Origin of the sequence: Frigoribacterium sp. PhB107, from assembly GCF_003751515.1 — a bacterium.
In the GTDB taxonomy this organism is placed as follows: domain Bacteria; phylum Actinomycetota; class Actinomycetes; order Actinomycetales; family Microbacteriaceae; genus Frigoribacterium.
The window spans coordinates 882279-907006 of record NZ_RJKU01000002.1 but is presented as its reverse complement, the minus strand read 5'-3'; the positions used below and the strand labels follow the sequence as shown (position 1 = coordinate 907006).

The 24728-nt window shown below is 72.1% G+C and carries 26 protein-coding genes; 13 read left to right on the top strand and 13 right to left on the bottom strand.

Annotated elements, in window-relative coordinates:
* Positions 1-47 precede the first annotated feature (47 nt).
* On the bottom strand, positions 48-539 hold the full coding sequence (locus tag EDF18_RS12490; protein ID WP_148050097.1) for a hypothetical protein: 492 nt from the start codon (positions 537-539) through the stop codon (positions 48-50).
* A 186-nt stretch (positions 540-725) separates the two neighbouring features.
* On the opposite strand from EDF18_RS12490, the gene EDF18_RS12485 reads away from it, so the two are divergent.
* Positions 726-1217 (top strand): DUF1877 family protein, encoded by a 492-nt coding sequence (locus tag EDF18_RS12485; RefSeq protein WP_123548084.1) that lies wholly within the window; start codon positions 726-728, stop codon positions 1215-1217.
* Positions 1218-1254: 37 nt separating this feature from the next.
* Here the strand turns inward: EDF18_RS12485 and ychF are convergent, their stop codons facing one another.
* Positions 1255-2328 carry a redox-regulated ATPase YchF gene (gene ychF / locus EDF18_RS12480; protein WP_123548083.1) on the bottom strand — a complete coding sequence of 358 codons (1074 nt, stop codon included), beginning with the start codon at positions 2326-2328 and terminating at the stop codon, positions 1255-1257.
* A gap of 108 nt (positions 2329-2436) precedes the next feature.
* Between ychF and EDF18_RS12475 the strand changes: the two genes are divergently transcribed.
* Positions 2437-3063: an exonuclease domain-containing protein gene (locus EDF18_RS12475; protein ID WP_123548082.1), complete on the top strand. Its 627-nt coding sequence runs from the start codon at positions 2437-2439 to the stop codon at positions 3061-3063.
* Between the two features lie 63 nt (positions 3064-3126).
* Positions 3127-4464, top strand: coding sequence for a DNA recombination protein RmuC (locus EDF18_RS12470; protein ID WP_123548081.1), 1338 nt, complete (start codon positions 3127-3129; stop codon positions 4462-4464).
* Between the two features lie 6 nt (positions 4465-4470).
* Here EDF18_RS12470 and glpX read toward each other — a convergent pair whose 3' ends face one another.
* Positions 4471-5463, bottom strand: coding sequence for a class II fructose-bisphosphatase (gene glpX, locus EDF18_RS12465; protein ID WP_123548080.1), 993 nt, complete (start codon positions 5461-5463; stop codon positions 4471-4473).
* Between the two features lie 157 nt (positions 5464-5620).
* Between glpX and fbaA the strand changes: the two genes are divergently transcribed.
* A complete protein-coding gene (gene fbaA / locus EDF18_RS12460) occupies positions 5621-6649 on the top strand; it encodes a class II fructose-bisphosphate aldolase (protein WP_123548079.1) in 1029 nt (342 codons plus the stop codon).
* A gap of 79 nt (positions 6650-6728) precedes the next feature.
* On the opposite strand, the gene EDF18_RS12455 is transcribed toward fbaA, so the two are convergent.
* Both EDF18_RS12455 and EDF18_RS12450 read right to left on the bottom strand, forming a co-directional pair.
* Positions 6729-7394 carry a DUF6264 family protein gene (locus EDF18_RS12455; protein WP_123548078.1) on the bottom strand — a complete coding sequence of 222 codons (666 nt, stop codon included), beginning with the start codon at positions 7392-7394 and terminating at the stop codon, positions 6729-6731.
* On the bottom strand, positions 7391-8467 hold the full coding sequence (locus EDF18_RS12450; RefSeq protein WP_192041097.1) for a 4-hydroxy-3-methylbut-2-enyl diphosphate reductase: 1077 nt from the start codon (positions 8465-8467) through the stop codon (positions 7391-7393). The genes EDF18_RS12455 and EDF18_RS12450 overlap by 4 nt, the downstream gene beginning before the upstream one ends.
* 128 nt (positions 8468-8595) lie before the next feature.
* Here EDF18_RS12450 and xseA point away from each other — a divergent pair, with 128 nt between their 5' ends.
* From xseA to EDF18_RS12425, 5 genes are all read left to right on the top strand, one after another.
* Entirely contained in the window at positions 8596-9885 is a 1290-nt protein-coding gene (gene xseA, locus EDF18_RS12445; protein WP_123548077.1) for an exodeoxyribonuclease VII large subunit, read from the top strand.
* Between the two features lie 9 nt (positions 9886-9894).
* A complete protein-coding gene (locus EDF18_RS12440) occupies positions 9895-10140 on the top strand; it encodes an exodeoxyribonuclease VII small subunit (protein WP_123548076.1) in 246 nt (81 codons plus the stop codon).
* Positions 10137-10826, top strand: a complete 690-nt coding sequence (locus EDF18_RS12435; RefSeq protein WP_123548075.1) for a DUF4245 domain-containing protein — start codon at positions 10137-10139, stop codon at positions 10824-10826. Before EDF18_RS12440 ends, EDF18_RS12435 begins: the two co-directional genes overlap by 4 nt.
* 143 nt (positions 10827-10969) lie before the next feature.
* Positions 10970-11560 carry a carbonic anhydrase gene (locus tag EDF18_RS12430; RefSeq protein ID WP_123548335.1) on the top strand — a complete coding sequence of 197 codons (591 nt, stop codon included), beginning with the start codon at positions 10970-10972 and terminating at the stop codon, positions 11558-11560.
* A 65-nt stretch (positions 11561-11625) separates the two neighbouring features.
* Positions 11626-13020 (top strand): class II fumarate hydratase, encoded by a 1395-nt coding sequence (locus EDF18_RS12425; RefSeq protein ID WP_123548074.1) that lies wholly within the window; start codon positions 11626-11628, stop codon positions 13018-13020.
* Between the two features lie 89 nt (positions 13021-13109).
* Here the strand turns inward: EDF18_RS12425 and EDF18_RS12420 are convergent, their stop codons facing one another.
* The 4 genes from EDF18_RS12420 to EDF18_RS12405 all read right to left on the bottom strand — a co-directional run bounded on the left by EDF18_RS12420 (position 13110) and on the right by EDF18_RS12405 (position 17996).
* Positions 13110-14042, bottom strand: coding sequence for a prepilin peptidase (locus EDF18_RS12420; protein ID WP_123548073.1), 933 nt, complete (start codon positions 14040-14042; stop codon positions 13110-13112).
* 344 nt (positions 14043-14386) lie between these two features.
* On the bottom strand, positions 14387-15751 hold the full coding sequence (locus EDF18_RS12415; RefSeq protein ID WP_123548072.1) for a PhoH family protein: 1365 nt from the start codon (positions 15749-15751) through the stop codon (positions 14387-14389).
* 248 nt (positions 15752-15999) lie between these two features.
* Positions 16000-17127, bottom strand: coding sequence for an aminotransferase class V-fold PLP-dependent enzyme (locus EDF18_RS12410; protein ID WP_123548071.1), 1128 nt, complete (start codon positions 17125-17127; stop codon positions 16000-16002).
* 80 nt (positions 17128-17207) lie between these two features.
* Positions 17208-17996 (bottom strand): isoprenyl transferase, encoded by a 789-nt coding sequence (locus EDF18_RS12405; protein ID WP_233569121.1) that lies wholly within the window; start codon positions 17994-17996, stop codon positions 17208-17210.
* 75 nt (positions 17997-18071) lie between these two features.
* Here EDF18_RS12405 and EDF18_RS12400 point away from each other — a divergent pair, with 75 nt between their 5' ends.
* A complete protein-coding gene (locus EDF18_RS12400; RefSeq protein WP_123548069.1) occupies positions 18072-18809 on the top strand; it encodes a hemolysin III family protein in 738 nt (245 codons plus the stop codon).
* 131 nt (positions 18810-18940) lie between these two features.
* Positions 18941-19684 carry a DUF1275 family protein gene (locus tag EDF18_RS12395; protein ID WP_233569120.1) on the top strand — a complete coding sequence of 248 codons (744 nt, stop codon included), beginning with the start codon at positions 18941-18943 and terminating at the stop codon, positions 19682-19684.
* Here the strand turns inward: EDF18_RS12395 and EDF18_RS16500 are convergent.
* A complete protein-coding gene (locus EDF18_RS16500; protein WP_199732429.1) occupies positions 19681-20037 on the bottom strand; it encodes a hypothetical protein in 357 nt (118 codons plus the stop codon). The two genes, EDF18_RS12395 and EDF18_RS16500, sit on opposite strands and share 4 nt — an antisense overlap.
* Entirely contained in the window at positions 20034-20927 is an 894-nt protein-coding gene (gene mca, locus EDF18_RS12385) for a mycothiol conjugate amidase Mca (protein ID WP_192169742.1), read from the bottom strand. Before mca ends, EDF18_RS16500 begins: the two co-directional genes overlap by 4 nt.
* A 69-nt stretch (positions 20928-20996) precedes the next feature.
* Between mca and EDF18_RS12380 the strand changes: the two genes are divergently transcribed.
* Entirely contained in the window at positions 20997-21476 is a 480-nt protein-coding gene (locus EDF18_RS12380; protein WP_123548068.1) for a DUF4307 domain-containing protein, read from the top strand.
* 136 nt (positions 21477-21612) lie between these two features.
* Positions 21613-22107: a transcription elongation factor GreA gene (gene greA / locus EDF18_RS12375; protein WP_123548067.1), complete on the top strand. Its 495-nt coding sequence runs from the start codon at positions 21613-21615 to the stop codon at positions 22105-22107.
* Between the two features lie 111 nt (positions 22108-22218).
* On the opposite strand, the gene ilvA is transcribed toward greA, so the two are convergent.
* A complete protein-coding gene (ilvA, locus tag EDF18_RS12370) occupies positions 22219-23457 on the bottom strand; it encodes a threonine ammonia-lyase (RefSeq protein WP_123548066.1) in 1239 nt (412 codons plus the stop codon).
* Complete coding sequence (locus tag EDF18_RS12365) at positions 23450-24628, bottom strand: AI-2E family transporter (protein ID WP_123548065.1); 1179 nt, start codon at positions 24626-24628, stop codon at positions 23450-23452. The genes ilvA and EDF18_RS12365 overlap by 8 nt, the downstream gene beginning before the upstream one ends.
* Positions 24629-24728 lie beyond the last annotated feature (100 nt).

Here is a 24728-nt window from a genome sequence, read left to right as displayed (position 1 = left end):
CCCACGCTACGACCGTTGCCTGTCCGGTCCTCTCAGGTGCGGCCCGGTCAGTCGACCTCGCTCTGCCACGCACCGTCGAGGGCCTCGGTCGCCCACAGCCGCTGTTCGGCGGGGACGTCGTCCCCGACGAACCGGGCCACGAGCCAGTCCGAGCGGTAGGCCTCGGGCCCGAGCCTACGGGCGGCGCGCGCTGCGGCGTCCTTCGTCGCGAAGTGCATCAGCACGAGGTCGTCCGTCCCGACGGCGGATGTGCACGAGGAGGCGACGGGCCCGCAGGCTTCTGCCGTCACGTCGACGGCGCCCTCGAGCAGGGAGATGCCGCCGCTCGTGGCTCCCGCGCGCGGCACGAAGTCGTCCGGTCGCAGGTCGACGCGCGAGTCACGCAGCACGAGCCACGCGGCGAAGGAGACCAGGACGATCAGGCCGCAGAGGCCGACGAGACCCGTGACCATCGCCGCTCGGCCGATGTGGACCGACCACGAGCCCGGGACGGTGACAGGACGTGCAGGAGGCGCGGGGGCGGTGTCGGAGTGGCTCACCTCCCGAGCCTGGCTGAGGGAGGGAACGGCGGGCATCCGTCCGGAGGATGACCGCTCGCGGCTCTCCGCGCAGAGCAGACAGGCATCGCCAGCCACTCCTCCCCAGCAGAGGTCTCGGCCGTCCCCTGCCCCAGCGGAACCACGGCTGCCTGCGGGCTGCGCTCGTCGACTGACATCGTCGCGACCATGGGAATCAGATACAGCGCGTGCTCAGTCCGCGCCTCCGATGACGAACTCGTCCGACGCGATCCACTCGCCTACATGAACGACACGTTCTCGACCTCAGCCTCAGCCTCGGAGGAGTGCGACCCCGAGGATCGATGGCTCGATCTCGACAAGTCCTGGCGCGAGTTCCAGCGGCTCCTCACCTGGTCGCATCGCGTGCCGGCAGACACCGGCTTCGACCTCGTGCGGGGAGACGTCACGTACCCGGAAGGCTACGAGAACGGGTACCTGTGCCACTACGGCATCCTGACCCCAGAGGAGGCCGAGGTCGTGGCACGGGAGCTGGCCCACATCGACAAGGTCGACGTGCTGGCGATGTACGTCGAGAATGGTCGAGTCGGAGACCGGCTGCGGGAGGACGTCAGCTACGTGGGCTACCACCTGGAGCGAGCGAAGGAGTTCGTGTCCCGACGAGCCGCAGCAGGAGAGGGCATCGTCTACCGCATCGGCTGACAGGGGCGGAAGACGCCTCACGGCGGCTCGGTGCCGACTAGTTGTTGAAGCGGAACTCCACCACGTCGCCGTCCTGCATGACGTACTCCTTGCCCTCGATGCGGGCCTTGCCGGCCGAGCGCGCCTCCGCGATGGAGCCGGTCTCGACGAGGTCGGCGTAGGAGATGACCTCGGCCTTGATGAAGCCCTTCTCGAAGTCGGTGTGGATGACGCCCGCGGCCTGGGGAGCCTTCCAGCCCTTGCCGATGGTCCAGGCACGGGTCTCCTTCGGGCCTGCCGTGAGGTAGGTCTGCAGGCCGAGGGTCTCGAAGCCGATGCGGGCGAGCTGGTCGAGGCCGGACTCGTCCTGGCCGGTCGACGACAGCAGCTCGGCGGCGTCCTCCGGGTCGAGGTCGATCAGCTCGGACTCGATCTTCGCGTCGAGGAACACGGCCTCGGCCGGGGCGACGAGGGCCGACAGCTCAGCCTTCTTCGCGTCGTCCGTGAGGATCGACTCGTCGACGTTGAAGACGTAGATGAAGGGCTTGGCGGTGAGCAGGCCGAGCTCACGGATGGGCTCGAGGTCGATGCCGGAGGCCGAGAGGGCCTCGCCGCGCTGCAGCGCCTCCTTGGCGGCCACGGCCGTCTCGTGCGTGAGCGGCTCGACGCGCTTGAGGCGGAGTTCCTTTTCGTAGCGCACGAGGGCTTTCTCGACGGTCTCGAGGTCGGCGAGGATCAGCTCGGTGTTGATCGTGCCCATGTCGCCCTCGGGGTCGACCTTCCCGTCGACGTGCACCACGTCGGGGTCGACGAAGCCGCGGACGACCTCGGCGATGGCGTCGGCCTCGCGGATGTTCGCGAGGAACTTGTTGCCGAGCCCCTCGCCCTCGCTCGCGCCCTTGACGATGCCGGCGATGTCGACGAACGACACGGGCGCCGACAGGATCTTCTCCGAGCCGAACAGGCCCGCGAGCACGGGGAGGCGCGGGTCGGGCAGGTTGACGATGCCGACGTTCGGCTCGATGGTCGCGAACGGGTAGTTCGCCGCCAGCACCTGGTTCTTGGTCAGGGCGTTGAACAGGGTGGACTTGCCGACGTTGGGCAGTCCGACGATCGCGATAGTGAGAGCCACGGTCAGCCATCGTACCGGCGCGCGGCCCGACACACCTCCGGGGTGCACCCGACCGCAGGAGGCGCGGGTCGACCCGGCAGTGTCCGAGGCCCGTGACACCATGGTGCGATGCCCATCGACTTCACCGCGATCGACTTCGAGACCGCGAACTCGAGCAGCGCCTCCGCCTGCTCCGTCGGCCTCGTCAAGGTCCGTGACGGCGTCGTCGTCGACAAGGTCGGCTGGCTGATCAAGCCCCCGGCGGGGCACGACACGTTCCTCGAGTGGAACACCCGCATCCACGGCATCCGGGCCGACGACGTCGTCGACGCCTTCGAGTGGCACGAGCAGTTCGACCTCATCGCCGACTTCGCCGGCATCGACGTCTTCGTCGCCCACAACGCAGGTTTCGACATGGGCGTCATCAAGGGCGCGTGCGCCGCGACCGGGGTCACTCCCCCGTCGTGGGCGTACCTATGCAGCCTCCAGGTCGCCCGCAAGACCTATGCCCTCGACTCGTATCGTCTGCCGCTCGCCGCGGCCGCCGCGGGGTTCACCGGCTTCTCGCACCACGACGCCCTCGCCGACGCCGAGGCCTGCGCGGCGATCGTCGTCCACGCGGCTCAGTTCCACGGGGCGGACGACCTGCGGCAGCTCGCCGAGACGGCACGCGTCGGCATGAAGCGGCTCACGCCCGCCGCGCCCCCCGCCGACGCGGGAGCCCCGGCCCCGCGCCGCCGCGTCGTCTTCCGCTAGCGGGCGCGGCACGCGCGGCGCACGCTCTCGGCCGGTGTCGGCGGCGGCTGCGACACTCCCTGCATGACCTCACCGCTCCTCCTCGTGGCCCTCGTCGTCATCGCGCTCGGGGTCGGCACGGCCCTCGGCATGCTGCTGTCCCGGTCCCGGGCAGCCGAGGCCACGGCCCGGCTCTCCGCCGACGCCGCCGCGGCCCGCGCGACCGTCGAGGGCTACCGCGAGCGGCTGATCGACCTCGACGAGCAGCACCGGCGCGAGGCCGCCGGCCAGGAGGAGCGGCTGCGCGAGTTCCAGGACAGGCTGCGCGACTCCCGCATCGCCGAGGCCGAGCGGGTCCGCTCCGAGGGCCAGGTCATGACGGCCCTCAGCCCGGTGGCGCAGAGCCTAGCGGCGGTCCAGGCCAAGGTCGCCGAGCTGGAGGAACAGCGCGCGCACCAGTACGGGACGCTCAGCGAGCAGCTGCGCAGCGCCGTCGCCTCAGAAGAACGGCTGCGCAGCACGGCCGAGTCACTGGCGTCGGCCCTCCGCTCGAACAGCACCCGCGGGGTCTGGGGCGAGACGCAGCTGCGCAACGTCGTCCAGGCCGCGGGGCTCGTCGAGCGGGTCGACTTCGACCTGCAGAGCAGCATCTCGAGCGACGCGGGCGCCGGCCGCCCCGACATGGTGGTCCACCTGCCCGGCGGCAAGAACATCGCCGTCGACGCCAAGGTGCCGTTCGCGGCCTTCCTCGAGGCGAGCGCCATCCCGGCCACGGCCGTCGGAGAAGAGGCAGCCCGTCGCGACGTGCTCGTGCGGCAGCACGTCAAGGCGCTGCGGGCCCACGTCGACGCCCTCTCGGCCAAGACCTACTGGGCCGGGCTCGAGTCGTCGCCCGAGCTCGTCATCGCGTTCATCCCCAGCGAGTCGCTCGTGTCGAGCGCTCTCGAGGCCGACCCCTCGCTGATGGACTACGCGTTCCAGAAGCGCGTCGCCCTCGCCTCCCCGGTCACGCTCTGGTCGGTGCTCAAGACCGTCGCCTTCAGCTGGCAGCAAGACGTGGTCACGAACGAGGCGAAGGTCCTCTTCGACCTCAGCCGCGAGCTCTACGGCCGGCTCGCGACCATGGCCGGCCACGTCGACAAGCTGGGCCGGTCGCTGCGCGGCTCGGTGAACGACTACAACCGCTTCGTCGGCTCGCTCGAGCGCACGGTGCTGCCGTCGGCACGTCGCCTGAGCATGCTCGACGAGACGAAGACGCTCACCTCGCCGACGGTCGTGGAAGAGCTGCCCCGAGGCCTCACCGCAGCAGAGCTGACGACCGCCCTCGACGCCGACCGCGAGGTCGAGGCGTCGAGGTCGGCGCCCGACGAGCGTGAGGCGAGCCAGGCGAGCCAGGCGAGCTGGACCGACCGGGCTAGCTAGCGCGAGCTACGCGGTCTCGCCGTACCACTTCGAGACGAGGTGGTCGGCCTCGACGCGACGGATCGTGCCGGAGTGCGAGCGCAGCACGATGCTCGAGGTGCGGATCATGCCCTGCTTGCGCTTGACGCCCGCGACGAGCGCGCCGTCGGTGACGCCGGTGGCGACGAAGTAGGCGTTGTCGCCCTTGACGAGGTCGTCCTGGTCGAGAACGCGGTCGAGGTCGTGGCCGGCATCGATCGCCTTCTGGCGCTCCGCGTCGTCCTTCGGGGCGAGCCGGGTGAGGATGAGGCCGCCGAGCGCCTTGACGGCGCAGGCCGTGATGATGCCCTCGGGAGTGCCGCCGATGCCGACGCACATGTCGATGCGCGAGTCGGGGCGGGCCGCGTTGATGCCGCCGGCGACGTCGCCGTCGAGCAGCAGGCGGGTGCCCGCGCCGGCGGCGTGGATCTGCTGGATCAGGTCGGCGTGGCGCGGACGGTCGAGCACGGCCACCTGGATGTCCTCGACGGCGAGCCCCTTGGCGTCGGCGAGGGCGCGGATGTTGTCGCCGACCGGCTTGTCGAGGTCGATCACGCCGATGCCCTCGGGGCCGGTGACGATCTTGTCCATGTAGAAGACGGCGCTGGGGTCGAACATGCTGCCGCGGTCGCTGACCGCGATCACCGAGAGGGCGTTCATGCGGCCCGCGGCGGTGAGGCTCGTGCCGTCGATCGGGTCGACGGCGATGTCGCAGGCGGGACCGAAGCCGTTGCCCACGTGCTCGCCGTTGAAGAGCATCGGCGCCTCGTCCTTCTCGCCCTCGCCGATCACGACGACGCCGTCGAAGGCGACCGTGCCGAGGAACTTGCGCATCGCGTCGACCGCCGCGCCGTCGGCGGCGTTCTTGTCGCCCTTGCCGATGAACGGGGCGCTGCGGATCGCGGCGGCCTCGGTCGCCCTCACCAGCTCCATGCCCAGGTTGCGGTCGGGGTGCGAGTAGAGGGTTCCGGAGTCAGCCATGCTCCGGAGCCTACCCGGGAGGCGCCTCCCCGACGGTCGTTGCACAGACGTGCACGCCCGTCCACAGCCCCTCCACGCCCGTCGCTGCCCGGTCCGCTCCGGGGGCCCCTGACTAGGGTGGAGGAGCACCCCACACGCCATCATCGAAGGAGATCCGATGCCCGTCGCAACCCCCGAGCAGTACGCCGAGATGCTGGACAAGGCGAAGAACAAGGGGTTCGCCTACCCCGCGGTCAACGTGTCGTCCTCGCAGACGATCAACGCCGTGCTCCAGGGCCTCACCGAGGCCGGCAGCGACGGCATCATCCAGGTCACGACGGGCGGCGCCGACTACTTCGCCGGCCAGACGGTCAAGAACCGTGCCGCGGGCGCGATCGCCTTCGCGAAGTTCGCGACCGAGGTCGCCAAGAACTACCCGATCACCGTCGCGCTGCACACCGACCACTGCCCCAAGGACGCCCTCGACGGCTTCGTCCTGCCCCTCATCGCCGCCAGCGAGGACGAGGTCAAGGCCGGTCGCAACCCGCTCTTCCAGTCGCACATGTGGGACGGCTCGGCCATCCCCCTGGACGAGAACCTCGAGATCGCGCAACAGATGCTCAAGCGCACCGCCGCGATCAACGCCATCCTCGAGGTCGAGATCGGCGTCGTCGGCGGCGAAGAGGACGGCATCCAGCACGAGGGCTCCAACGAGGCGCTCTACACGACCGTCGGCGACGTGACCCGCGCCGTCGAGACGCTCGGCCTCGGCGACAACGGCCGCTACATCGCCGCCCTCACCTTCGGCAACGTCCACGGCGTCTACAAGCCCGGCAACGTCAAGCTCCGCCCGGAGCTGCTCGGCGAGATCCAGCAGGGCATCCAGGAGCGCTTCGGCACGGCCGAGAAGCCCCTCGAGCTCGTGTTCCACGGCGGGTCGGGCTCGTCCGACGCCGAGATCCGCGAGGCCGTCTCGAACGGCGTCGTGAAGATGAACCTCGACACCGACACGCAGTACGCCTTCAGCCGCTCGATCGCCGACACGGTGCTGAAGAACTACGACGGCTTCATCAAGGCCGACGGCGAGGTCGGCAACAAGAAGCAGTACGACCCCCGCGCCTGGGGCAAGGTCGCCGAGTCGGCGATGGCCGCCCGCGTGGTCGAGGCGACCAAGCAGCTCGGCTCGTTCGGCCAGTCGGGCAGCTAGTCCGAACCTCCTGGTCCGACGCGAGAGGCCCCGCAGCGACGAGCTGCGGGGCCTCTCGCCACGACGACGGGCAGAGGGCCTAGGAGGCGGTGCCCGACATGTCGAGGACGGACTGGACGAACGCCGGGTCGCCCAGGAACACGGGCAGCACGATCAGCATCTGCACGATCGTCACGACGATCCCGGCCGTGAGGGGCACCCAGAAGGTGATCGTGCCCGCCCGGAGGCGCCGGACGGTCCACACGAGCATCGGCACGAAGACGACGAGCGACACGATGGCGATCGCCCCGCCCGCCTGCTGCAGCTCGGCCCGACGCGAGAAGTCGTCGACCGGGTACCCCGCGGCGGCGAGCGTCGCGAGCGCGGACCGCGAGAAGCTCGACACGAGGACGAGGTTCGAGATGACGTTGTAGCCCGCGAGGCCGAGCAGGACGAACGTGGCGACACGGTCGACACGGCGTCCGGTGCTCAGCGCGGCTGGCGTCGCAGGTGGTCCCGGGTACGGCTGCGCACCTCCTTCGCCCTCCCCCTGGCCCCGCTGCGACCACGACGTGGGCTGCTGCCCGGGCTGCTGCCCGACCGGCGGCGCCTCGCCCTGGCCCGCAGGAGGCGCGGCCTCGGCGGGCGGGACGGGACTGACCCAGCCCTCGGGCGCGTACTCGCCGTACCGGGGACGAGGGCGCGGATCGCGTCCTGCCGACGCGTCGCCGTCGCGGCCGTCGTGCTGGTCGCGGTCGTCGCTCATCGGGCGGTGCGTCCGCCGAGCGCGCGGGTGTCCGTCTGGCCCTGGGCGTCCTTGCGGAGCTCCTTGGGGAGGGAGAACATCAGATCCTCCTCGGCCGTGACGACCTCGGACACGTCGCCGTAGCCGGCGTCGGCCAGGTCGTCGAGGACCTCCTTCACGAGGACCTCGGGCACGGAGGCGCCGGACGTGACGCCGACGGTCTCGACGCCGTCGAGCCACTCCTGCTTGATCTCGCTCGAGTAGTCGACGCGGTAGGCGGCCTTGGCGCCGTGCTCGAGGGCGACCTCGACGAGGCGCACGCTGTTCGAGCTGTTCGCCGAGCCCACGACGATGACGAGGTCGGAGTCGACCGCGACCTTCTTGATGGCGACCTGACGGTTCTGCGTGGCGTAGCAGATGTCGTCGCTCGGGGGGTTCTGGATCGTGGGGAAGCGCTCGCGGAGCCGGCGGACCGTCTCCATCGTCTCGTCGACGCTCAGCGTCGTCTGCGACAGCCAGACGAGGTTGTCGGGGTCGTCGATGACGAGGTCGTCGACCTCGGCCGGGTTCTGCACGAGGGTGGTGCGGTCGGCGGCGTGGCCCATCGTCCCCTCGACCTCTTCGTGGCCGGCGTGGCCGATGAGGATGATGTGGCGGCCCTGCGACCCGAAGCGGACGGCCTCGCGGTGCACCTTCGTGACGAGGGGGCACGTCGCGTCGATCGCCTGGAGGCCGCGGTCGGCGGCGCCCTGCACGACGGCCGGCGAGACACCGTGGGCGCTGAAGACGACGTGCGAGCCCTCGGGGACCTCCTCGACCTCGTCGACGAAGATCGCGCCCTGACGCTCGAGCGTCGAGACGACGTGGACGTTGTGGACGATCTGCTTGCGGACGTAGACGGGCGAGCCGTAGTGCTCGAGGGCCTTCTCGACGGCTATGACCGCCCGGTCGACGCCGGCGCAGTAGCCGCGGGGAGCAGCGAGCAGCACCCGCTTCGTCCCGTTGACGGGGGTGTCCCGTAGCCTGTTGCGCAGCGCAGGGACGCGCGGGGTCGGGAGGTCGACGGCGATGGCGCCGTTCGTGATGTGTGCCACCCGTCGATGATAGGCGTGACGACTGGTCGCGTTCTGGGAGGCCCTGCCCTCCGTGCCCCGCCCTCGTCCCTGCCACGCCTCCCGCCCTGACCGCTCCCCCGTCCGCTCCGACCAGAGGACACGCCTGCATGACGATCGTCACCCCGCCGCCCACCGCCGATGCGCCCTGGCCGGTCGGCCTGCTCGCGGGCAAGGTGCGCGACTGGATCGACCGGCTCGGCACGGCCTGGGTCGAGGGGCAGATCACCCAGTGGAACGTCTCGGGCGGCAACGTCTACGGCAAGCTGCGCGACCTCGAGCAGGACGTCACGGTCTCGTTCTCGATCTGGTCGAGCGTCCGGTCGAGGGTCCCCGCCGACCTGAAGCAGGGCGACCGCGTGATCGCGGCGGTCAAGCCGAACTACTGGGTCAAGGGCGGCTCGCTCACCATGCAGGTCTTCGAGATGCGGCACGTCGGGCTGGGCGACCTGCTCGAGCGCCTCGAGCGCCTGCGGGCCCAGCTCGCCGCCGAGGGCCTCTTCTCCCCCGACCGCAAGAAGCGCCCGCCGTTCCTGCCGCAGTGCATCGGCCTCGTGACGGGCCGCGACAGCGACGCCGAGAAAGACGTGCTGCGCAATGCACAGCTGCGGTGGCCGTCGGTCACGTTCCGCGTCGTGCACGCGGCGGTGCAGGGCGACCGCTCGGTGGGCGAGGTCACCGCCGCCGTGCAGCAGCTCGACGCCGACCCCGAGGTCGACGTCATCATCGTGGCCCGGGGCGGGGGCGACTTCCAGAACCTGCTCGGCTTCAGCGACGAGTCTCTCGTTCGTGCGGTGGCCGCGTGCACCACGCCCGTCGTCAGCGCCATCGGGCACGAGGCCGACCGCCCCCTGCTCGACGACGTCGCCGATCTGCGGGCCTCGACCCCGACCGACGCCGCGAAGCGCGTGGTGCCCGACGTCAACGAAGAGCTCTCGCGGGTGCAGCAGGCCCGGTCGCGCATCGGGGTGCGGCTGAACCAGATCGTCTCGACCGAGATCGACCGGCTCGAGCAGGTGCGCAGCCGCCCCGTCCTGGCCTCGCCGCAGACGCTCGTCGACGTGCGCGCCGACGAGGTCGTGCGCGCCGTCGCCCGCGGCGAAGAACTCGTGGCCCGAGCCGTCGAGCGGGCGCACACCCGGGTCTCCGAGCTGACCGCCCAGCTGCGCGCGCTGTCGCCCCAGGGCACCCTGCGGCGCGGCTACTCGATCGTGCAGCTGCCGGGCGGCGGGGTGCTCCGCGACCCGGCCGACGCCCCCGAGTCCACGCCGCTCGTCCTCACCGTCGAAGGAGGCGCGCTGCAGGCCGTCAGCACCGGCGCCTCCTCCCCAGGTCCCGCCTCCTCCGCGTCCTCCTCGTCGTCGAGCGACGCCGCCTCCCCTGCCAGCACCTCTCGTTAGGATCGGCCCGTGGCACAGTCCTCCTCCCCCGCACCCTCCGCGTCCGCCCCGGCCGACGTGGCGTCGCTCAGCTACGAAGAGGCACGAGACGAGCTCGTGACGGTCGTGTCCGAGCTCGAGCAGGGGGCGTCGACTCTCGAGCGGTCCCTCGCCCTGTGGGAGCGGGGCGAGGCCCTCGCCCGCCGTTGCGAAGAGTGGCTGCTCGGCGCGCGCGAGCGCCTCGAGGCCGCTCGTCGACAGGTTCCCGCCGAATGACCGACCCCGGCCCCCGCGAGAACGGCCGCGGCCCCCGCCAGAAGCAGCCGCGCATCGTCGCCGAGCTCGGCCGGCCCGAGACGCCGGACGAGACAGCGCGCCGCAAGGCGGAGAACACCCGCAAGCACTACGCCAACCAGACGGCCGTCAACCTGACTCTGTCGATCGTGGCGTCGCTCGCTGTCGTGCTGTTCCTGGTGCTGGTCGTCGTCCGCCCGGGCGGGACGGTCAACCGCCAGGAGATCGACTACCGGTCGGTGGCGCAGAGCGCCGAGAGCAACGTCGACGTGGCGCTCGCCGCCCCCGTCCTGCCCGACGGCTGGACCTCGAACCGCGCCGACATCTCGACGGGCACCGCCGACGGCGTCGCCACCTGGTACGTCGGGCTCATCACGCCGACCGAGCAGTTCATCGCGCTCGAGCAGGGCGTCGACGCCAACGCGACCTGGGTCGCCAACGCGGTGCAGGCGCGACCGGCCACGGGCGCGACGACGATCGCCGGCCTCGACTGGCAGGTCTACGACCGCCGGGACGGCGAGAGCCCGGGCAACTACGCCTACTCGATGACGACCACGGTCGACCGCAGCTCGTACGTGCTGCACGGCACGGCCGACGACGTGCAGTTCGAGCAGCTCGCGACCGCGCTGGCCGAGCAGCTGGCCGACCAGACAGGAGACCCGTCGTGACCGACCCTCATACCGACACCGACACCGGAACCGGCACCGCGTCCGAGGGCGGCGTCCCCGGCACGACCGCTGTGCCCGTCGCCGACCTGGCGGTGCCGTCGCCTCCTGCCGACCCGCTGACCCCGGGCCGCGCGTGGGAGCGCATGAAGGCCGGCAACGAGCGCTTCGTGACCGGGGCGCCTCAGCACCCCCACCAGGACAGCGGCCGGCGCGCCCTGCTGGCCGGCGGGCAGGAGCCCGTGGCGGCCCTGTTCGGCTGCGCCGACTCCCGGCTCGCCGCCGAGATCATCTTCGACGTCGGCCTCGGCGACCTCTTCGTCGTCCGGAACGCCGGCCAGGTCGTCGGCGACACCGTCATCGCCTCGCTCGAGTACGCGGTCTCGGTGCTCGGCGTGCCGCTCATCGTCGTGCTCGGCCACGACAGCTGCGGCGCGGTCGCCACCGCGATCGACTCGCTCACGAGCGACGCGCCTCCCGGGTCGCGGTTCCTCGGCGACCTCGTCGACATGATCGTGCCCAGCGTCCGACGGGCGACGATCGCCCTCGAACCGGGTGCCGTGCTCGACCCGCGCGCGGTCGGGGCGCTGCACATCCAGGCCTCCGTCGAGGCCCTGGTGGGCCGGAGCGCGCTCATCTCGGCCGCCGTGGCCGAGGGTAGGTTGACCGTGGTCGGGGCGAACTACGCGCTCGCCGACGGCCGCGTCGACCCGTCGATCATCATCGGTCGACTCTGACGCCGCGGGGGCGACCGGCCCCCGTGACACCGCCCCACGAGGGCCGAAGGAAGGACGATGACGTCGTGACCACTACCGAGTACCGCATCGAGCACGACACGATGGGCGAGGTGCGGGTCCCCGCGTCGGCCCTGTGGCGGGCACAGACCCAGCGGGCCGTCGAGAACTTCCCCATCTCGGGAGCCGGCCTCGAGGCCGCCCAGATCGTGGCCCTGGCGCGCATCAAGCGGGCGGCCGCCGTCGTGAACGGCCGACGGGGCATCGTCCCCGCGGGCGTGGCCGACGCGATCGTCGCCGCGGCCGACACGATCATCGGCGGCCAGCACCACGACCAGTTCCCCGTTGACGTCTACCAGACCGGCAGCGGGACCTCGTCGAACATGAACATGAACGAGGTGCTGGCCAGCCTGGCCGGCACCGTCGACGGCGTCGACGTGCACCCCAACGACCACGTCAATGCGTCGCAGTCCTCGAACGACGTGTTCCCGACCTCCGTGCACGTCGCCGTGACCGGAGCCCTGCTCCACGACCTCGTGCCGGCCCTCGAGCACCTCGCCGAGTCGCTCGAGCGCAAGGCCGCCGAGTGGGCCGGCGTCGTCAAGGCGGGCCGCACCCACCTCATGGACGCGACCCCGGTGACCCTCGGCCAGGAGTTCGGCGGCTACGCCCGACAGATCCGTCTCGGTGTCGAGCGGGTCCAGGCGACCCTCCCCCGCGTGGCCGAGGTGCCGCTCGGAGGCACCGCGACGGGAACGGGCATCAACACGCCCGTCGGCTTCCCGCAGGAGGTCATCTCCGTGCTCGCCGACGACAGCGGCCTGCCCGTGACCGAGGCGCTCGACCACTTCGAGGCGCAGGGAGCCCGCGACGGTCTCGTCGAGGCGTCGGGCGCGCTCCGCGTGCTCGCGGTCAGCCTGACGAAGATCAACAACGACATCCGCTGGATGGGCTCGGGCCCGAACGCCGGCCTCGGCGAGCTGCACGTCCCCGACCTGCAGCCCGGGTCGTCCATCATGCCCGGCAAGGTCAACCCCGTCGTGCCCGAGGCCGTGCTGATGGTCTCGGCACGGGTGATCGGCAACGACGCCACGATCGCCTGGGCGGGAGCCTCCGGCTCGTTCGAGCTCAACGTCGCCATCCCGGTGATGGGCACCGCGCTGCTCGAGTCGATCCGCCTCCTCTCGAACGCGACCCGGGTGCTCGCCGACAAGACCGTCGACGGCCTCGAGGCCGATGTCGAGCGCGCCCGCGCCATGGCCGAGTCGTCGCCGTCCATCGTCACGCCGCTGAACCGCGTGATCGGCTACGAGGCGGCGGCGAAGGTCGCGAAGCACGCCGTCGCACAGAAGATCACCGTGCGCGAGGCCGTCGTCGATCTCGGCTTCGTCGAGCGCGGAGAGGTCACCGAGGAGCAGCTCGACTCGGCACTCGACGTCCTGAGCATGACCCGCCCCGGCTGAGCGGCGCTTCCCGCACCGTCGGCCGCCGCCGACCCCGACGACGCCCCGTCCGCATCCACCGCGGACGGGGCGTCGCGGCGTCGTGCGGGCTACGACGCGTCGAGGACCGTCGACGCTGCGACGACCGCGAGCCACCAGCCGGCGAGCAGCACCGGCCCGAGCGGGATGGTGACCCCGGCCGGTGACGTGCCACGTCGTCGGACGACGACAGCCGTGATCCCGTGCACTCCCCCGAGCAGCGCCACCGCCAGGAGCCAGGCGAGCGGCGCCGACGGCGATGCCAACGACGCCGCTACGACGCCGACGCTCGCGAGCTTGGCGTCGCCGGCACCGAGCCCCCCGCCGTGCACGAGCGGGACGCACGCGACGAGCACGACCAGGCCGAGGGAGCACGCCCACGCCGCCGGGACCCCGTCACCGGTCCCCACGGCGACCGCCACGCCCGCAGCTGTGCCGACCAGCACCACGAGGACCAGCACGTTCGGGAGCCGCCGCTGCGCGATGTCGACCCGGACGAGGGCACCGGTCACGACGGCGAGCGCCGACGCCGCGACCGTCGCGGGCGAGGACAGGTCCAGCACGGCCACGAGGCCCACCAGCGCGAGACCCGCGACCACGTCGATCCATGTCGGCCTGCGGCTCCAGGACGAGCGCGACACGGGCTGTCCTCCCCCGCGGTCGTCACCCTCCCGGGCGCGGACGTCTCCGTCCGGGCCGCGATCGTCGCCGTCCCGGACTCGGTCGTCGCCGTCCCGGGCCCGGTCGTCGCCGTCCCAGGCGCTGTCGTCGCCGTCCCGGGCCCGGTCGTCGCCGTCCCGGGCCCGGTCGTCGCCGTCCCGGGCTCGGTCGTCGCCGTCTCGGCCACGTTCGTCGCAGCGGTGCGCATCCGCGCCGAGTCCGTCCGCGCCGAGTCCGTCCCGGCCGCGCTCGTCCAGGCCGGGCTCGTCCGGGCCGGGCTCATCCCCGCTGCGCTCGTCCCCGCTGCGCTCGGCTCGGTCGCGCCCGTGTTCCGTCGTCGTCATGCACCGACCATGACGCCCCCGTCGGCACCGCCTCGTCGGGGTGGGCCGCCCCTGTGAGCGATCTCGCCCGGTCCGCACCCGTGCAGGAGGGACCCGACGTCGGTCGCCGTCGCGATCGCGATCGCTGTGACGCGCACGAGGGGTGACCCGTCGTCGCATGCCCCGCGAGCGTCACATCGTCAGAGCAGGCGTCGGACCGGCGATGGGTTGCCCGGGATGTCGCCTCAGCGATGCCGAGGGGACCTTCCGGGGTAACTCGTCCGCCGGGCGCGTCCGGGCGCGGGCGCCCGCGCCCGGACGCGGCCGAGCGCGGCCAGCCCGGACGCGGCCGGACGCGGCGAGCCCTAGGCGAGCTCGTTCGACTCGAGCAGCTCGGTCACGAGCGCCGCGATGGCCGAGCGCTCCGAGCGTGTCAGGGTCACGTGCCCGAACAGCGGGTGCCCCTTGAGCGTCTCGATCACCGACGCGACGCCGTCGTGGCGCCCGACCCGCAGGTTGTCGCGCTGGGCCACGTCGTGGGTGAGGACGACCCGGCTGTTCTGCCCGATGCGGCTGAGCACCGTGAGCAGCACGTTGCGCTCGAGGGACTGCGCCTCGTCGACGATCACGAACGCGTCGTGCAGCGACCGGCCGCGGATGTGCGTCAGCGGCAGGACCTCGAGCAGACCGCGCTCGACCACCTCGTCGAGCACGTTCTGCGACACGATGGCGCCCAGGGTGTCGAAGACCGCCTGCCCCCAGGGGTTCATCTTCTCGGCGGCGTCGCCGGGCAGGAAGCCCAGATCTTGCCCGCCGACCGCGTAGAGCGGCCGGAACACCATGATCTTCTTGTGCTGCTGCTTCTCGAGCACCGCCTCGAGACCCGCGCAGAGGGCGAGCGCCGACTTGCCCGTGCCTGCGCTGCCGCCGAGCGAGACGATGCCGACCTCGGGGTCGAGCAGCAGGTCGATGGCGAGCCGCTGCTCCGCCGAGCGGCCGTGCAGTCCGAACACGTCGCGGTCGCCGCGCACCAGCCGGGCCTCGCCCCGTGCGGTGACGCGGCCGAGGGCCGATCCACGGTCGGAGTGCACGACGAGCCCGGTGTTCACGGGGACGTCGGCGAGGGCTCGGGAGCTGATCGTCTCCTTCTCCCAGAACGACGCCATCTGGTCGCTCGAGACGTCGAGCTCGCTCAGGCCGGTGTAGCCGCTGTCGACGACCTGCTCGGCGCGGTACTCCTCCGCTGCGAGTCCGATGGAGGCAGCCTTGACGCGCAGCGGCAGGTCTTTCGAGACGACCGTCACCGCCAGCCCGTCGTTCGCGAGGTTCGACGCCACCGCGAGGATGCGCGAGTCGTTGTCGCCGAGCTGGAGGCCCGACGGCAGCACCGACATGTTCGAGTGGTTGAGCTCGACCCGGAACGAGCCGCCCGAACCGACCTCGACCGGGAAGTCGAGGCGGTCGTGCGCCACGCGCAGACCGTCGAGGAGGCGCAGTGCCTGTCGTGCGAAGTAGCCCAGCTCAGGATCGTGGCGCTTGCCCTCGAGCTCGCTGACGACGACGACGGGCAGGACCACGTCGTGCTCGGCGAACCGGAAGATCGCCTGCGGATCGCTCAGCAGGACGGACGTGTCGAGGACGTAGGTGCGCTGGTCGACCGCGGTGCGCGGCGTGCCGGCACGACGGTCTGCTGAGGTGCTCTGCTGGTCGGCCCGGGTGTTGACGGTCACGACGACTCCATCTCCGAGCGACGAGGCACTCGGTACCTTCGGCAGGACGGCCGCGGAGCAGTCGCGAGGCGAACTTTCGTGGCCGTCTCGACCGGGCTACTTGCCCGATGAGCCGAACCTACGTCGTGCCGCCGACACGGGTCCAGCACGGCACGCCGTGTCGTGTGACGATCAGGTGAACGACCCTCAGGTGCTGGTCGAGGGTCGAGGGTCGAGGGTCATGGCCCGGGTCAGGCCGAGTCCGATCCTCAGTACGAGATCGCGCTCCCGTACGACATCAGCGCCTCGCGCAGCAGCCCGAACGAGTCGTCGCCGTTCGACACGTGCGTGCTGAGGCGCACGCTCGTGCTCCGCACGGTCGCGCTGACCCCGTGGTTCAGCAGCGAGGCGGTCAGCGCCGTCAGGTGCTGCGGCTCCGGCTCGAGCACGACGATGCCGGCCCGCTCCGACTCGACGCGCGACGAGGCCACCGGCACGGCGAACTCGTCGGCGAGGTCGATGAGCCGGGTCGCCCGCTCGGCGACGGCCCCGGCGACGGGACGGATGCCGACGGCCGCGATCTCCTCCAGCGAGGTCGCGAGCCGCGCCTCCGCGATGGGGTCGGGGCGGGAGAGCTGGAACGCGGCGGCGCCCGGGGCCGGCTCGGCGCCGCGCTCGTACGAGCCGCCGAGCGTGATCTCCGAGCCGTGCACGCCGCTGAACACGGGCGTGAGATCGGTCAGCGCGCGGTCGCTGAGCGCCATGAAGCCGGTTCCCCAACCTGCGCGCAGCCACTTCTGCCCGCCGGTGACGAGCACGTCCGCGACGGCCCAGGGCGCGTCGACGACGCCGAAGCCCTGGATGCCGTCGACGATCAGCAGCCGGTCGCCGATCACCTGGCGGATGCCCTCGAGGTCGGCGAGGTAGCCCGTGCGGTAGTCGACGACGCTGACGGCGACGGCGGTCACCGACGGCGTCAGGTGCTCGCGGAGCACCGCGGGCGTCACCGCGTCGTCCGGCACGTCGAGCCAGACGGTGTCGAGCACGCGCAGGGCCGAGGAGGCGCGGGTCGCGGTGAGCGGGGTGGTCGGGTACTCCCGCGGCGACAGCGCGAGGGCCCCCGTCAGTCCGAACAGCGTGTGCAGCATGCCCTGGCTCGTGCTCGGCTGGAACACGACGTGGTCGGTCGGGAACCCGGTGAGCGCGGCCACGGCCCGCCGGGCGCGCCCTGCCTGCTCGTCGAGGGCGACGACCGAGCCGTGCCGGGAGCGCGACTGGAGCTCGGTCAGGGCCCGCGCCTCCTGCACGACGCCCGTGCCCATCGGGCCGAAGGAGGCGAAGTCGAACCAGCCCGCCTCGTCGGCGAAGCCGGCGGCGAAGTCGTCGATGGTGGTCACGGTGGTGCTCCTCGGATCAGGGTCCTCCACCGTACCCGGCCCCGGGCGTCGAGGGACCGAGCGGCCGACGGCCGCCGGGGTCAGCTGCCGAAGCGGCGGTGCCGCAGCGCGAAGTCGCGGACGGCACGGAGGAAGTCGACCTCGCGGAGGTCGGGGTAGAGCGCCTCGACGAAGTAGAACTCGCTGTGGGCGCTCTGCCACAGCATGAAGTCGCTGAGCCGCTGCTCGCCCGACGTGCGGATGACGAGGTCGGGGTCGGGCTGGCCGCCGGTGTAGAGGTGCTCGGCGATCAGCTCGGGCGTGAGGACCTCGGCGAGCGCGTCGAGCGTGCCGCCCGCCGCGTCGTGGGCCCGGACGATGCTGCGCATGGCGTCCGCGATCTCGCGCCGGCCGCCGTACCCGACGGCGAGGTTGACGTGCAGGCCGGCGTGGTCGCGCGTGCGCTCCTCGGCGGCGGTGAGCGAGGCGCAGAGCCCGGCGGGCAGGTCGTCGGTCGCGCCGACGTGCTGCACCTTCCAGTCGCGCTGGTGCGAGAGCTCGTCGGCGACGTCGCCGATGATGCCGAACAGCTCGGTCAGCTCGTCGGAGGCCCGGTTGCCGAGGTTGTCGGCCGACAGCAGGTAGAGGGTGACGACGCGGATGCCGAGGTCGTCGCACCAGGTGAGGAACTCGCTGATCTTCGCGGCGCCGGCGCGGTGCCCGTGCGCGGCGGTCTCGAGCATGCGGGCCTTGGCCCAGCGGCGGTTGCCGTCGACGATCATGGCGACGTGGTGGGGCAGCTCGGCCCCGTCGAGCTCGCGGCGCAGACGGCGCTGGTACAGGCCGTACAGCAGGCCGCCGGCCACGGGAGGCCGTCCGGGACTCTTCACGTGCCCAGGTTAACCCACCCGCGCGGTCACAGCGGTCCCAGCGGTCGCCGGGCCGCCTCCCCTACGCTCGCCCCCATGAGCACCTCCTCGCCCTCTCCGGTCGCCGACGACGGCGGTGCGGAGCTGCCGAACATCCCGCTGCTCGACGACGCCCTCGCCTACTCGTCGATCGAGCGCAAGCCCACCTGGCGCGGCTGGATCCACGCGGGGACGTTCCCGGTCGCGATCGCGACGGGCATCGTGCTGGTCGCTCTCGCCGACGGCGCCGCCGCGACCTGGGCCTGCGCGGTGTTCATGACGACCTCGCTGCTGCTCTTCGGCATCTCGGCGACGTACCACCGGTTCCCGTGGAGCCCGCGGGCGAAGATGTTCCTCAAGCGGCTGGACCACTCGAACATCTTCCTGCTGATCGCCGGCACGTACACGCCCATCGCGGCGATCGCCCTGCCGCCCGGCAAGTCGGCCCTGCTGCTGACGCTCGTCTGGACGGCGGCGGCCTTCGGCATCGCGTTCCGCGTGTTCTTCATCCACGCGCCTCGCTGGCTCTACGTGCCGCTCTACATCCTCATGGGGGTCGGCGCGCTCGGGTTCCTGCCCGACCTGTTCGCCGCGTCCATGCCGATGACGGTCCTCGTGCTCGTCGGCGGGCTGCTCTACATCGTCGGCGCCGTCTTCTACGCGCTGAAGCGCCCGAACCCGGCACCCGGCCGGTTCGGCTTCCACGAGCTGTTCCACGCCTGCACCGTGCTCGCCTACCTCTGCCACTGGACGGGCATCCTGGTCCTGGCGCTGAACGCCCCGACGTTCCGCTAGGCGCCGCCGCGTCGCTCCCGCCGGTCCCGTCGCGTCGATACGATCGACGGCAGACCACCGCGCCGACGACGCCGCGATCGCCCGCCCCGCCCCGCCCGGTCACCTCCGGCGCGACGCCCCGGAGGACACCCGTGAAGCGATTCCGCCGCAACCAGGCCCGCATGCACCTCGTGATGATGCTGACCCTCACGTTCACGACGGGCATCATCGACGCCGTCGGCTACCTCGGCCTCGACCGCGTCTTCACGGCCAACATGACCGGCAACGTCGTGATCCTCGGGATGGCGATCGCGCAGGCCGACGGCCTGCCGATCGTCGGGCCGATCGTCGCCCTCGCCGCCTTCCTGCTCGGTGCCGCGATCGGCGGCCGGGTGCTGCGCGGCGGCCGGGCCGGCTGGTCGGGCCGCAGCACCGTCTCGTTCGGCGTGACGGGCGGCGTGCTGCTCGGGCTCGGCATCTCGACCTTCGCCGTCGTGCCCGAGGAGAACACCCCGTGGGCGTTCACGATCACCGGCCTGCTCGGCGCCGCGATGGGCCTCCAGGCCGCGGCCGCCCGCAAGATCGCCGTGGCCGACGTCACGACCGTGGTCGTCACCTCGACGATCGTCGGGCTGGCGTCCGAGTCGAAGCTCGCGGGCGGCACGGGCAAGAACTTCCCGCGCCGCGTGCTCGCCGTCCTGCTGATCCTGGCCGGTGCGGGCATCGGGGCTCTGCTGCTGCAGGTGCACATCGGCGTCGGCATGGGCGTCGCGGGCGGGCTGACGCTGCTCGTCGCGCTGGCCGGCCACCTGCTGCGCGAGCGCCGTCACGAGCTCGAGGCCCGCGAGGCCGCCGCGACTGCCGCGTCCGGCACCACGGCAGGCGCAGCCGCCTAGGGACGCCCGGGACGATCGCGGCCGTCGTCGTCGAGACCGCCACGCGGTCCGTCGCCGAGCTGCGGACGCGGCTCGTCGTCGAGCCCCGCCGCCGCGGCGTCCGCCTCGGCGCGCTCGGCCTCGATCTGCTCGCGGACCTCGCCGCGGTACCGGGTGCGGCGCACGCGCCTGGTCATGTCGACGATGATCAGCACCGTCGCGATCGCGACGAACGCGATGGCGACGAAGCCCCACACGCCGGGCGTGACGTCGACGTCGGGCACCGTCGACGGCGGCAGCGTCGCGTCGGGGGTCGACGGCTGCGCGAGGAGGCGCACGGCCGCCGTCAGCACGAGGTCACCTGCGGCGCTCATCGGGCCTGCACCCCCACGAGGCCGGTGTCCGGGTCGGCGACGCCGGCGAAGAGGTCGGTCTCGGGCACGGGCGAGTCGACGCGGGACTCGACCAGCTGGAAGTCCTCGGTGGGCCAGGCGGCGACCTGGAGGTCGTGCGGCCAGAAGAAGAAGGCGCTGTCGAGCGGCACCTGGCTGGCGTGCGCGCGCAGGGCCGCGTCGCGGACGGGGAAGAACTCCGACACCGGCACGTGCGTCGTGGCGAGGTCGGGCCGGTCGCTGAAGCGCTCGAGCATCTCGGTGAGGCGCTCGATCAGCGGCGACTCGGGGTCCTCGGCCTTCAGGTGCGTGATCATCGCACCGACGCGGCCGGCGCTGAACATGCGGTCGTAGTAGACCTTGTCGATCTGCCAGGGCTCGCCCGCGGCCGGGTAGCGCGAGGCGTCGGAGGCGGCCCGGAACGCCTCCATCGAGATCTCGTGGGTGCGGATGTGGTCCGGGTGCGGGTAGCCGCCGATCTCGTCGTACGTCACGAGCACCTGGGGCCGGAACCGGCGGATCACCGCGACGAGGGGCTCGGCGCTGATCTCGAGCGGGATGGTCGCGAACGAGTTGACCGCGACGGGCTCGCCCTCGGCGGGCAGCCCGGAGTCGGCGTAGCCGAGCCAGACGTGGTCGATGCCCATCGCCTCCTGGGCAGCTCGCATCTCGTGCACCCGCAGGCCCGCGATGTCGCGTTCGGCGTGCGCCCGCGCCTCGAGCTGCTCGTTGAGGATCGAGCCCTGCTCGCCCCCGGTGCAGCTGACCACGAGCACCTCGGCGCCGAGGCTGCGGTAGTAGGCGTAGGTCGCCGAGCCCTTGCTGGACTCGTCGTCGGGATGGGCGTGGACGGCCAAGAGGCGCAGGGTCACGGGTTCCTCACAATTCGTGCAGGGCAGACGTTGCTACCCTCGGGACAAGGATAATCGGACGGAGTTCCCGTGGCGTCCAAGCCCCCCGCACCATCGCCGGCCGCTGCGCCCGAGCAGCCCGTCGGCGGCGCCTCCGACGGCCGACCCGACGGCGAGACGGCCAGGCTCGACGCCCGCTACGGGCGCAGCAGCGGCACCCGTCGTCGCGGGCGCTGGATCGCGGTCGCGGTCGCCGCCTCCTTCGTCGTGGTCTTCGCCGCGTGGGTCGTCTTCGCCGCCTTCGACGGCGACGGCGCGAAGCTCGAGAGCACCGACGTGGGCTACACCGTGCTCGACGACCGAGCGGTCGACGTGCAGTACACGATCAGCACGCCGCCGGGCGCCGAGGTCAGCTGCGCCGTCCAGGCACAGAACCAGAAGTTCAGCATCGTGGGCTGGAAGGTCGTGCACCTGCCGGCCTCGAGCACGTACTCCACGACCTACACGACCTCCCTCGCGACCAGCGAACGCGCCGTGACAGGCTTGATCTACGAGTGCTGGCTTCCGTAGACTGCGCGGACACCCACGAGACCGGCCACTCGGCCGGTCTCCTTTTTTCGGTGGGCGTGCCCTGACCGGGCGCGCGGCTCCCGCTCCCGCGGACAGGGCCGCCGCACGAGCAGGCCGCCGCACGGACGGAGACACCATGAGCCAAGACAACGACGCCACCACCTGGCTGACGCCCGACGCCCGCGACCGCCTCCAGGCCGAGCTCGAGACGCTGAGCGGCGAGGGCCGAGCCGAGATCGTGGGCCGCATCGAGGCAGCCCGCGAGGAGGGCGACCTCAAGGAGAACGGCGGCTACCACGCCGCGAAGGACGAGCAGGGCAAGATCGAGGCACGCATCCGCACCCTCATCAACCTGCTCAAGCACGCGACGGTCGGCGAGTCCACCGCCGCCGACGGCATCGTCGGCCCCGGCACCGTCGTGACCGCGACGATCGCCGGCGACCCCAGCACGTTCCTGCTCGGCAACCGCGAGATCATCGCGCCCGGCAGCGACCTCTCGGTCTACAGCGAGACGAGCCCGCTCGGCCAGGCCATCAACGGGGTCAAGGTCGGCACGACGACCAGCTACACCGCTCCGAACGGCAAGGAGATCATGGTCGCGGTCACCGCGGTCGAGACGTACGTCCCCTGATCGACGCCGTCCCCGAGCGACACGGTCCCTGACCTCGGGGCCGACCACGACGGAGGCCCCTGCTCGGCCGAGCAGGGGCCTCCGTCGTGCCCCGGGGCGGCGTGCGGCCGCCTAGAAGTCGACGTTCGGCGTGAAGCCGGCCTCGCGGAGGCGGCGCAGGACGTCCTCGACGTGGTCCGGTCCCCGCGTCTCGACGCTGAGCTCGAGCTCGACCTCGCTGATCTGCAGGCCTCGCTGGTGGCGCGTGTGCAGCACCTCGACGACGTTCGCGTTGGCGTCGGACAGGATCTGCGAGACCCGGGTCAGCTGCCCGGGCCGGTCGGGCAGCCCGACGCGCAGCTTGAGGTAGCGCTCGGCGGCGGCGAGCCCGCGGCTGATGACCCTCTCCATCATGAGCGGGTCGATGTTGCCCCCGCTGAGGACGATGACGGTCGTGCCGAGGTCGCGCACCTGCTCGGTCATCACCGCGGCGACGCCCACGGCGCCGGCCGCCTCGACGACGAGCTTGGCCCGCTCGAGCAGCACCAGCATCGCCCGGGCCGTGTCGTCGTCGCCGACCGTGACGACCTGGTCGACGGTCTGGCGCACGATCTCGAAGTTGAGCACGCCGGGACGGGCGACCGCGATGCCGTCGGCGATGGTCGGCAGGGCCGTGATGTCGGTGCGGACGCCGCTCGCCATCGACACGGCGTAGGGGGCGGCGTTGGCCGCCTGCACGCCGATGACGCGGACCGAGCGCCCGGTCCGCGCGGTCTGCTGCGCCACCGCGCTCGCCACGCCGGCGATCAGGCCGCCGCCGCCGATGGGCACGATGATCGTGTCCACGTCCGGCACCTGCTCGAGGATCTCGAGGCCGAGGGTGCCCTGGCCCGCGACGACGTCGGGGTGGTCGAACGGCGGGATGAGGGCCGCGCCGGTGCTCGCGGCGAACTCGGCGGCCGCGCGCAGCGCCTGCTCGACGTCGTGGCCGCTGAGCACGACGTCGGCGCCGTACTCTCTCGTCGCCTGCAGCTTGGGCAGGGCGACCCCGACGGGCATGAAGATCGTCGCGGCGATGCCCAGCTCGCGGGCGGCGAAGGCGACGCCCTGGGCGTGGTTGCCGGCCGACGCCGCGACGACGCCCCGCGACTTCTCCTCGTCGGTCAGCTGCGTCAGGCGGTTGTAGGCGCCCCGGATCTTGTACGAGCCGGTGCGCTGCAGGTTCTCGCACTTGAGGTGCACCGGCGACCCGAGCAGCTCGGCGAGGAACCGCGAGCTCTCCATCGGCGTGACGCGGGCGACGCGCGACACGCGCTCGCGCGCCTCCTCGATCTCGAGCAGGGTGGGACCGGCGATCGTGAGGTCAGACATCCGTGGCCTTTCCGGGCGAGGTGACGTCGGCGGACGTCGGCCGGGGGGTCGTGCGCCACGAGCCCCTCGCGACGTAGCCGATCATGACGTTGAGGACGGCGATGACGGGCACCGCGAAGAGCGCTCCGGGGATGCCGGCGAGGAGGGCGCCGGCCGCCACGGCGAAGACGACGGCGAGGGGGTGCACCTTGACGGCGCTGCCCATGACGAAGGGCTGCAGGAGGTGCCCCTCGATCTGCTGGACGAGGATCACGACCGCGAGCATCAGCAGCGCGACGACCCAGCCGTTGTAGACGAGCGCGATCACGACCGCGATCGCCCCGGTGGCGACGGCGCCGACGACGGGCACGAACGACCCGAGGAACACGGCGATCGCGATGGGCGCGACGAGAGGCAAGCCGAGCAGCAGGGCGCCGAGCCCGATGCCGACGGCGTCGACGAAGGCCACGAAGATCTGCACCTTGACGAAGTTCGTCAGCGTCAGCCAGCCGGCCCGGCCCGCGCCGTCGACGGCCTCGCGCGCGGCACGCGGGAACAGCCTGACCACCCAGCGCCAGATCTCGCCGCCGCCGACGAGCAGGAAGATCGTCGTGAAGAGCATCAGCACGAGCCCCGCGCCGACGTGGCCCGCCGTCGAGCCGATCGACAGCGCGCCCCGCAGCAGGGGCTGGCTGTCCTGCTGCAGCGCGGCGACCGCGTCGCTCACGTAGCCGTTCAGCTGCCCCTCGGTGAGGTGGAGGGGCGACGCGAGCAGGAAGTCCTTGAGCTCGCCGTAGGAGGCGACGGACCGGTCGCGCAGCATCGGCCAGCCGTCCACGATCTGGAGCACGACGAGGGTGAAGAGCCCCGCGACGACGACCAGGAAGCCGACGAGGCTCACGACGACCGCGACCCACTTCGGCCAACGGTGCCGCTGCAGCCACCCCGAGAAAGGGACGAGCAGGGCCGAGACGAGCAGGGCGACCAGGAACGGGATGACGATGATGCGGAGCTGGATCACCAGCCAGACGAAGACGGCGACGACCGCCACCACGAGCAGGACACGCCAGGACCACGCGCCGGCGATCACCATGCCGCGCGGCACCGACGGGTCGGGCGCCCCCCCTGGAGGGGCGCTCGGGTGGGTCACCTTCTCGGCCGCTCCCCGCGGGAGCCTGCTGCGGCGCATCATGCGCTCAGTGTAGGGCGGGCCCGGTGGTGATCCGCCCCGTCGTCCATGCCCCGCTCGGCATGCATCGAGGAGGCGCGGACCGGCCCGACGTCGGAGGTCA

Coding starts and splice junctions, on each gene's coding strand:
- EDF18_RS12485 (WP_123548084.1), top strand. CDS start 726: ATGGGAATCAGATACAGCGCGTGCTCAGTCCGCGCCTCCGATGACGAA.
- EDF18_RS12475 (WP_123548082.1), top strand. CDS start 2,437: ATGCCCATCGACTTCACCGCGATCGACTTCGAGACCGCGAACTCGAGC.
- EDF18_RS12470 (WP_123548081.1), top strand. CDS start 3,127: ATGACCTCACCGCTCCTCCTCGTGGCCCTCGTCGTCATCGCGCTCGGG.
- glpX (WP_123548080.1), bottom strand. CDS start 5,463: ATGGCTGACTCCGGAACCCTCTACTCGCACCCCGACCGCAACCTGGGC.
- fbaA (WP_123548079.1), top strand. CDS start 5,621: ATGCCCGTCGCAACCCCCGAGCAGTACGCCGAGATGCTGGACAAGGCG.
- EDF18_RS12455 (WP_123548078.1), bottom strand. CDS start 7,394: ATGAGCGACGACCGCGACCAGCACGACGGCCGCGACGGCGACGCGTCG.
- xseA (WP_123548077.1), top strand. CDS start 8,596: ATGACGATCGTCACCCCGCCGCCCACCGCCGATGCGCCCTGGCCGGTC.
- EDF18_RS12435 (WP_123548075.1), top strand. CDS start 10,137: ATGACCGACCCCGGCCCCCGCGAGAACGGCCGCGGCCCCCGCCAGAAG.
- EDF18_RS12430 (WP_123548335.1), top strand. CDS start 10,970: ATGAAGGCCGGCAACGAGCGCTTCGTGACCGGGGCGCCTCAGCACCCC.
- EDF18_RS12420 (WP_123548073.1), bottom strand. CDS start 14,042: ATGACGACGACGGAACACGGGCGCGACCGAGCCGAGCGCAGCGGGGAC.
- EDF18_RS12400 (WP_123548069.1), top strand. CDS start 18,072: ATGAGCACCTCCTCGCCCTCTCCGGTCGCCGACGACGGCGGTGCGGAG.
- EDF18_RS16500 (WP_199732429.1), bottom strand. CDS start 20,037: ATGAGCGCCGCAGGTGACCTCGTGCTGACGGCGGCCGTGCGCCTCCTC.
- greA (WP_123548067.1), top strand. CDS start 21,613: ATGAGCCAAGACAACGACGCCACCACCTGGCTGACGCCCGACGCCCGC.
- ilvA (WP_123548066.1), bottom strand. CDS start 23,457: ATGTCTGACCTCACGATCGCCGGTCCCACCCTGCTCGAGATCGAGGAG.
- EDF18_RS12365 (WP_123548065.1), bottom strand. CDS start 24,628: ATGATGCGCCGCAGCAGGCTCCCGCGGGGAGCGGCCGAGAAGGTGACC.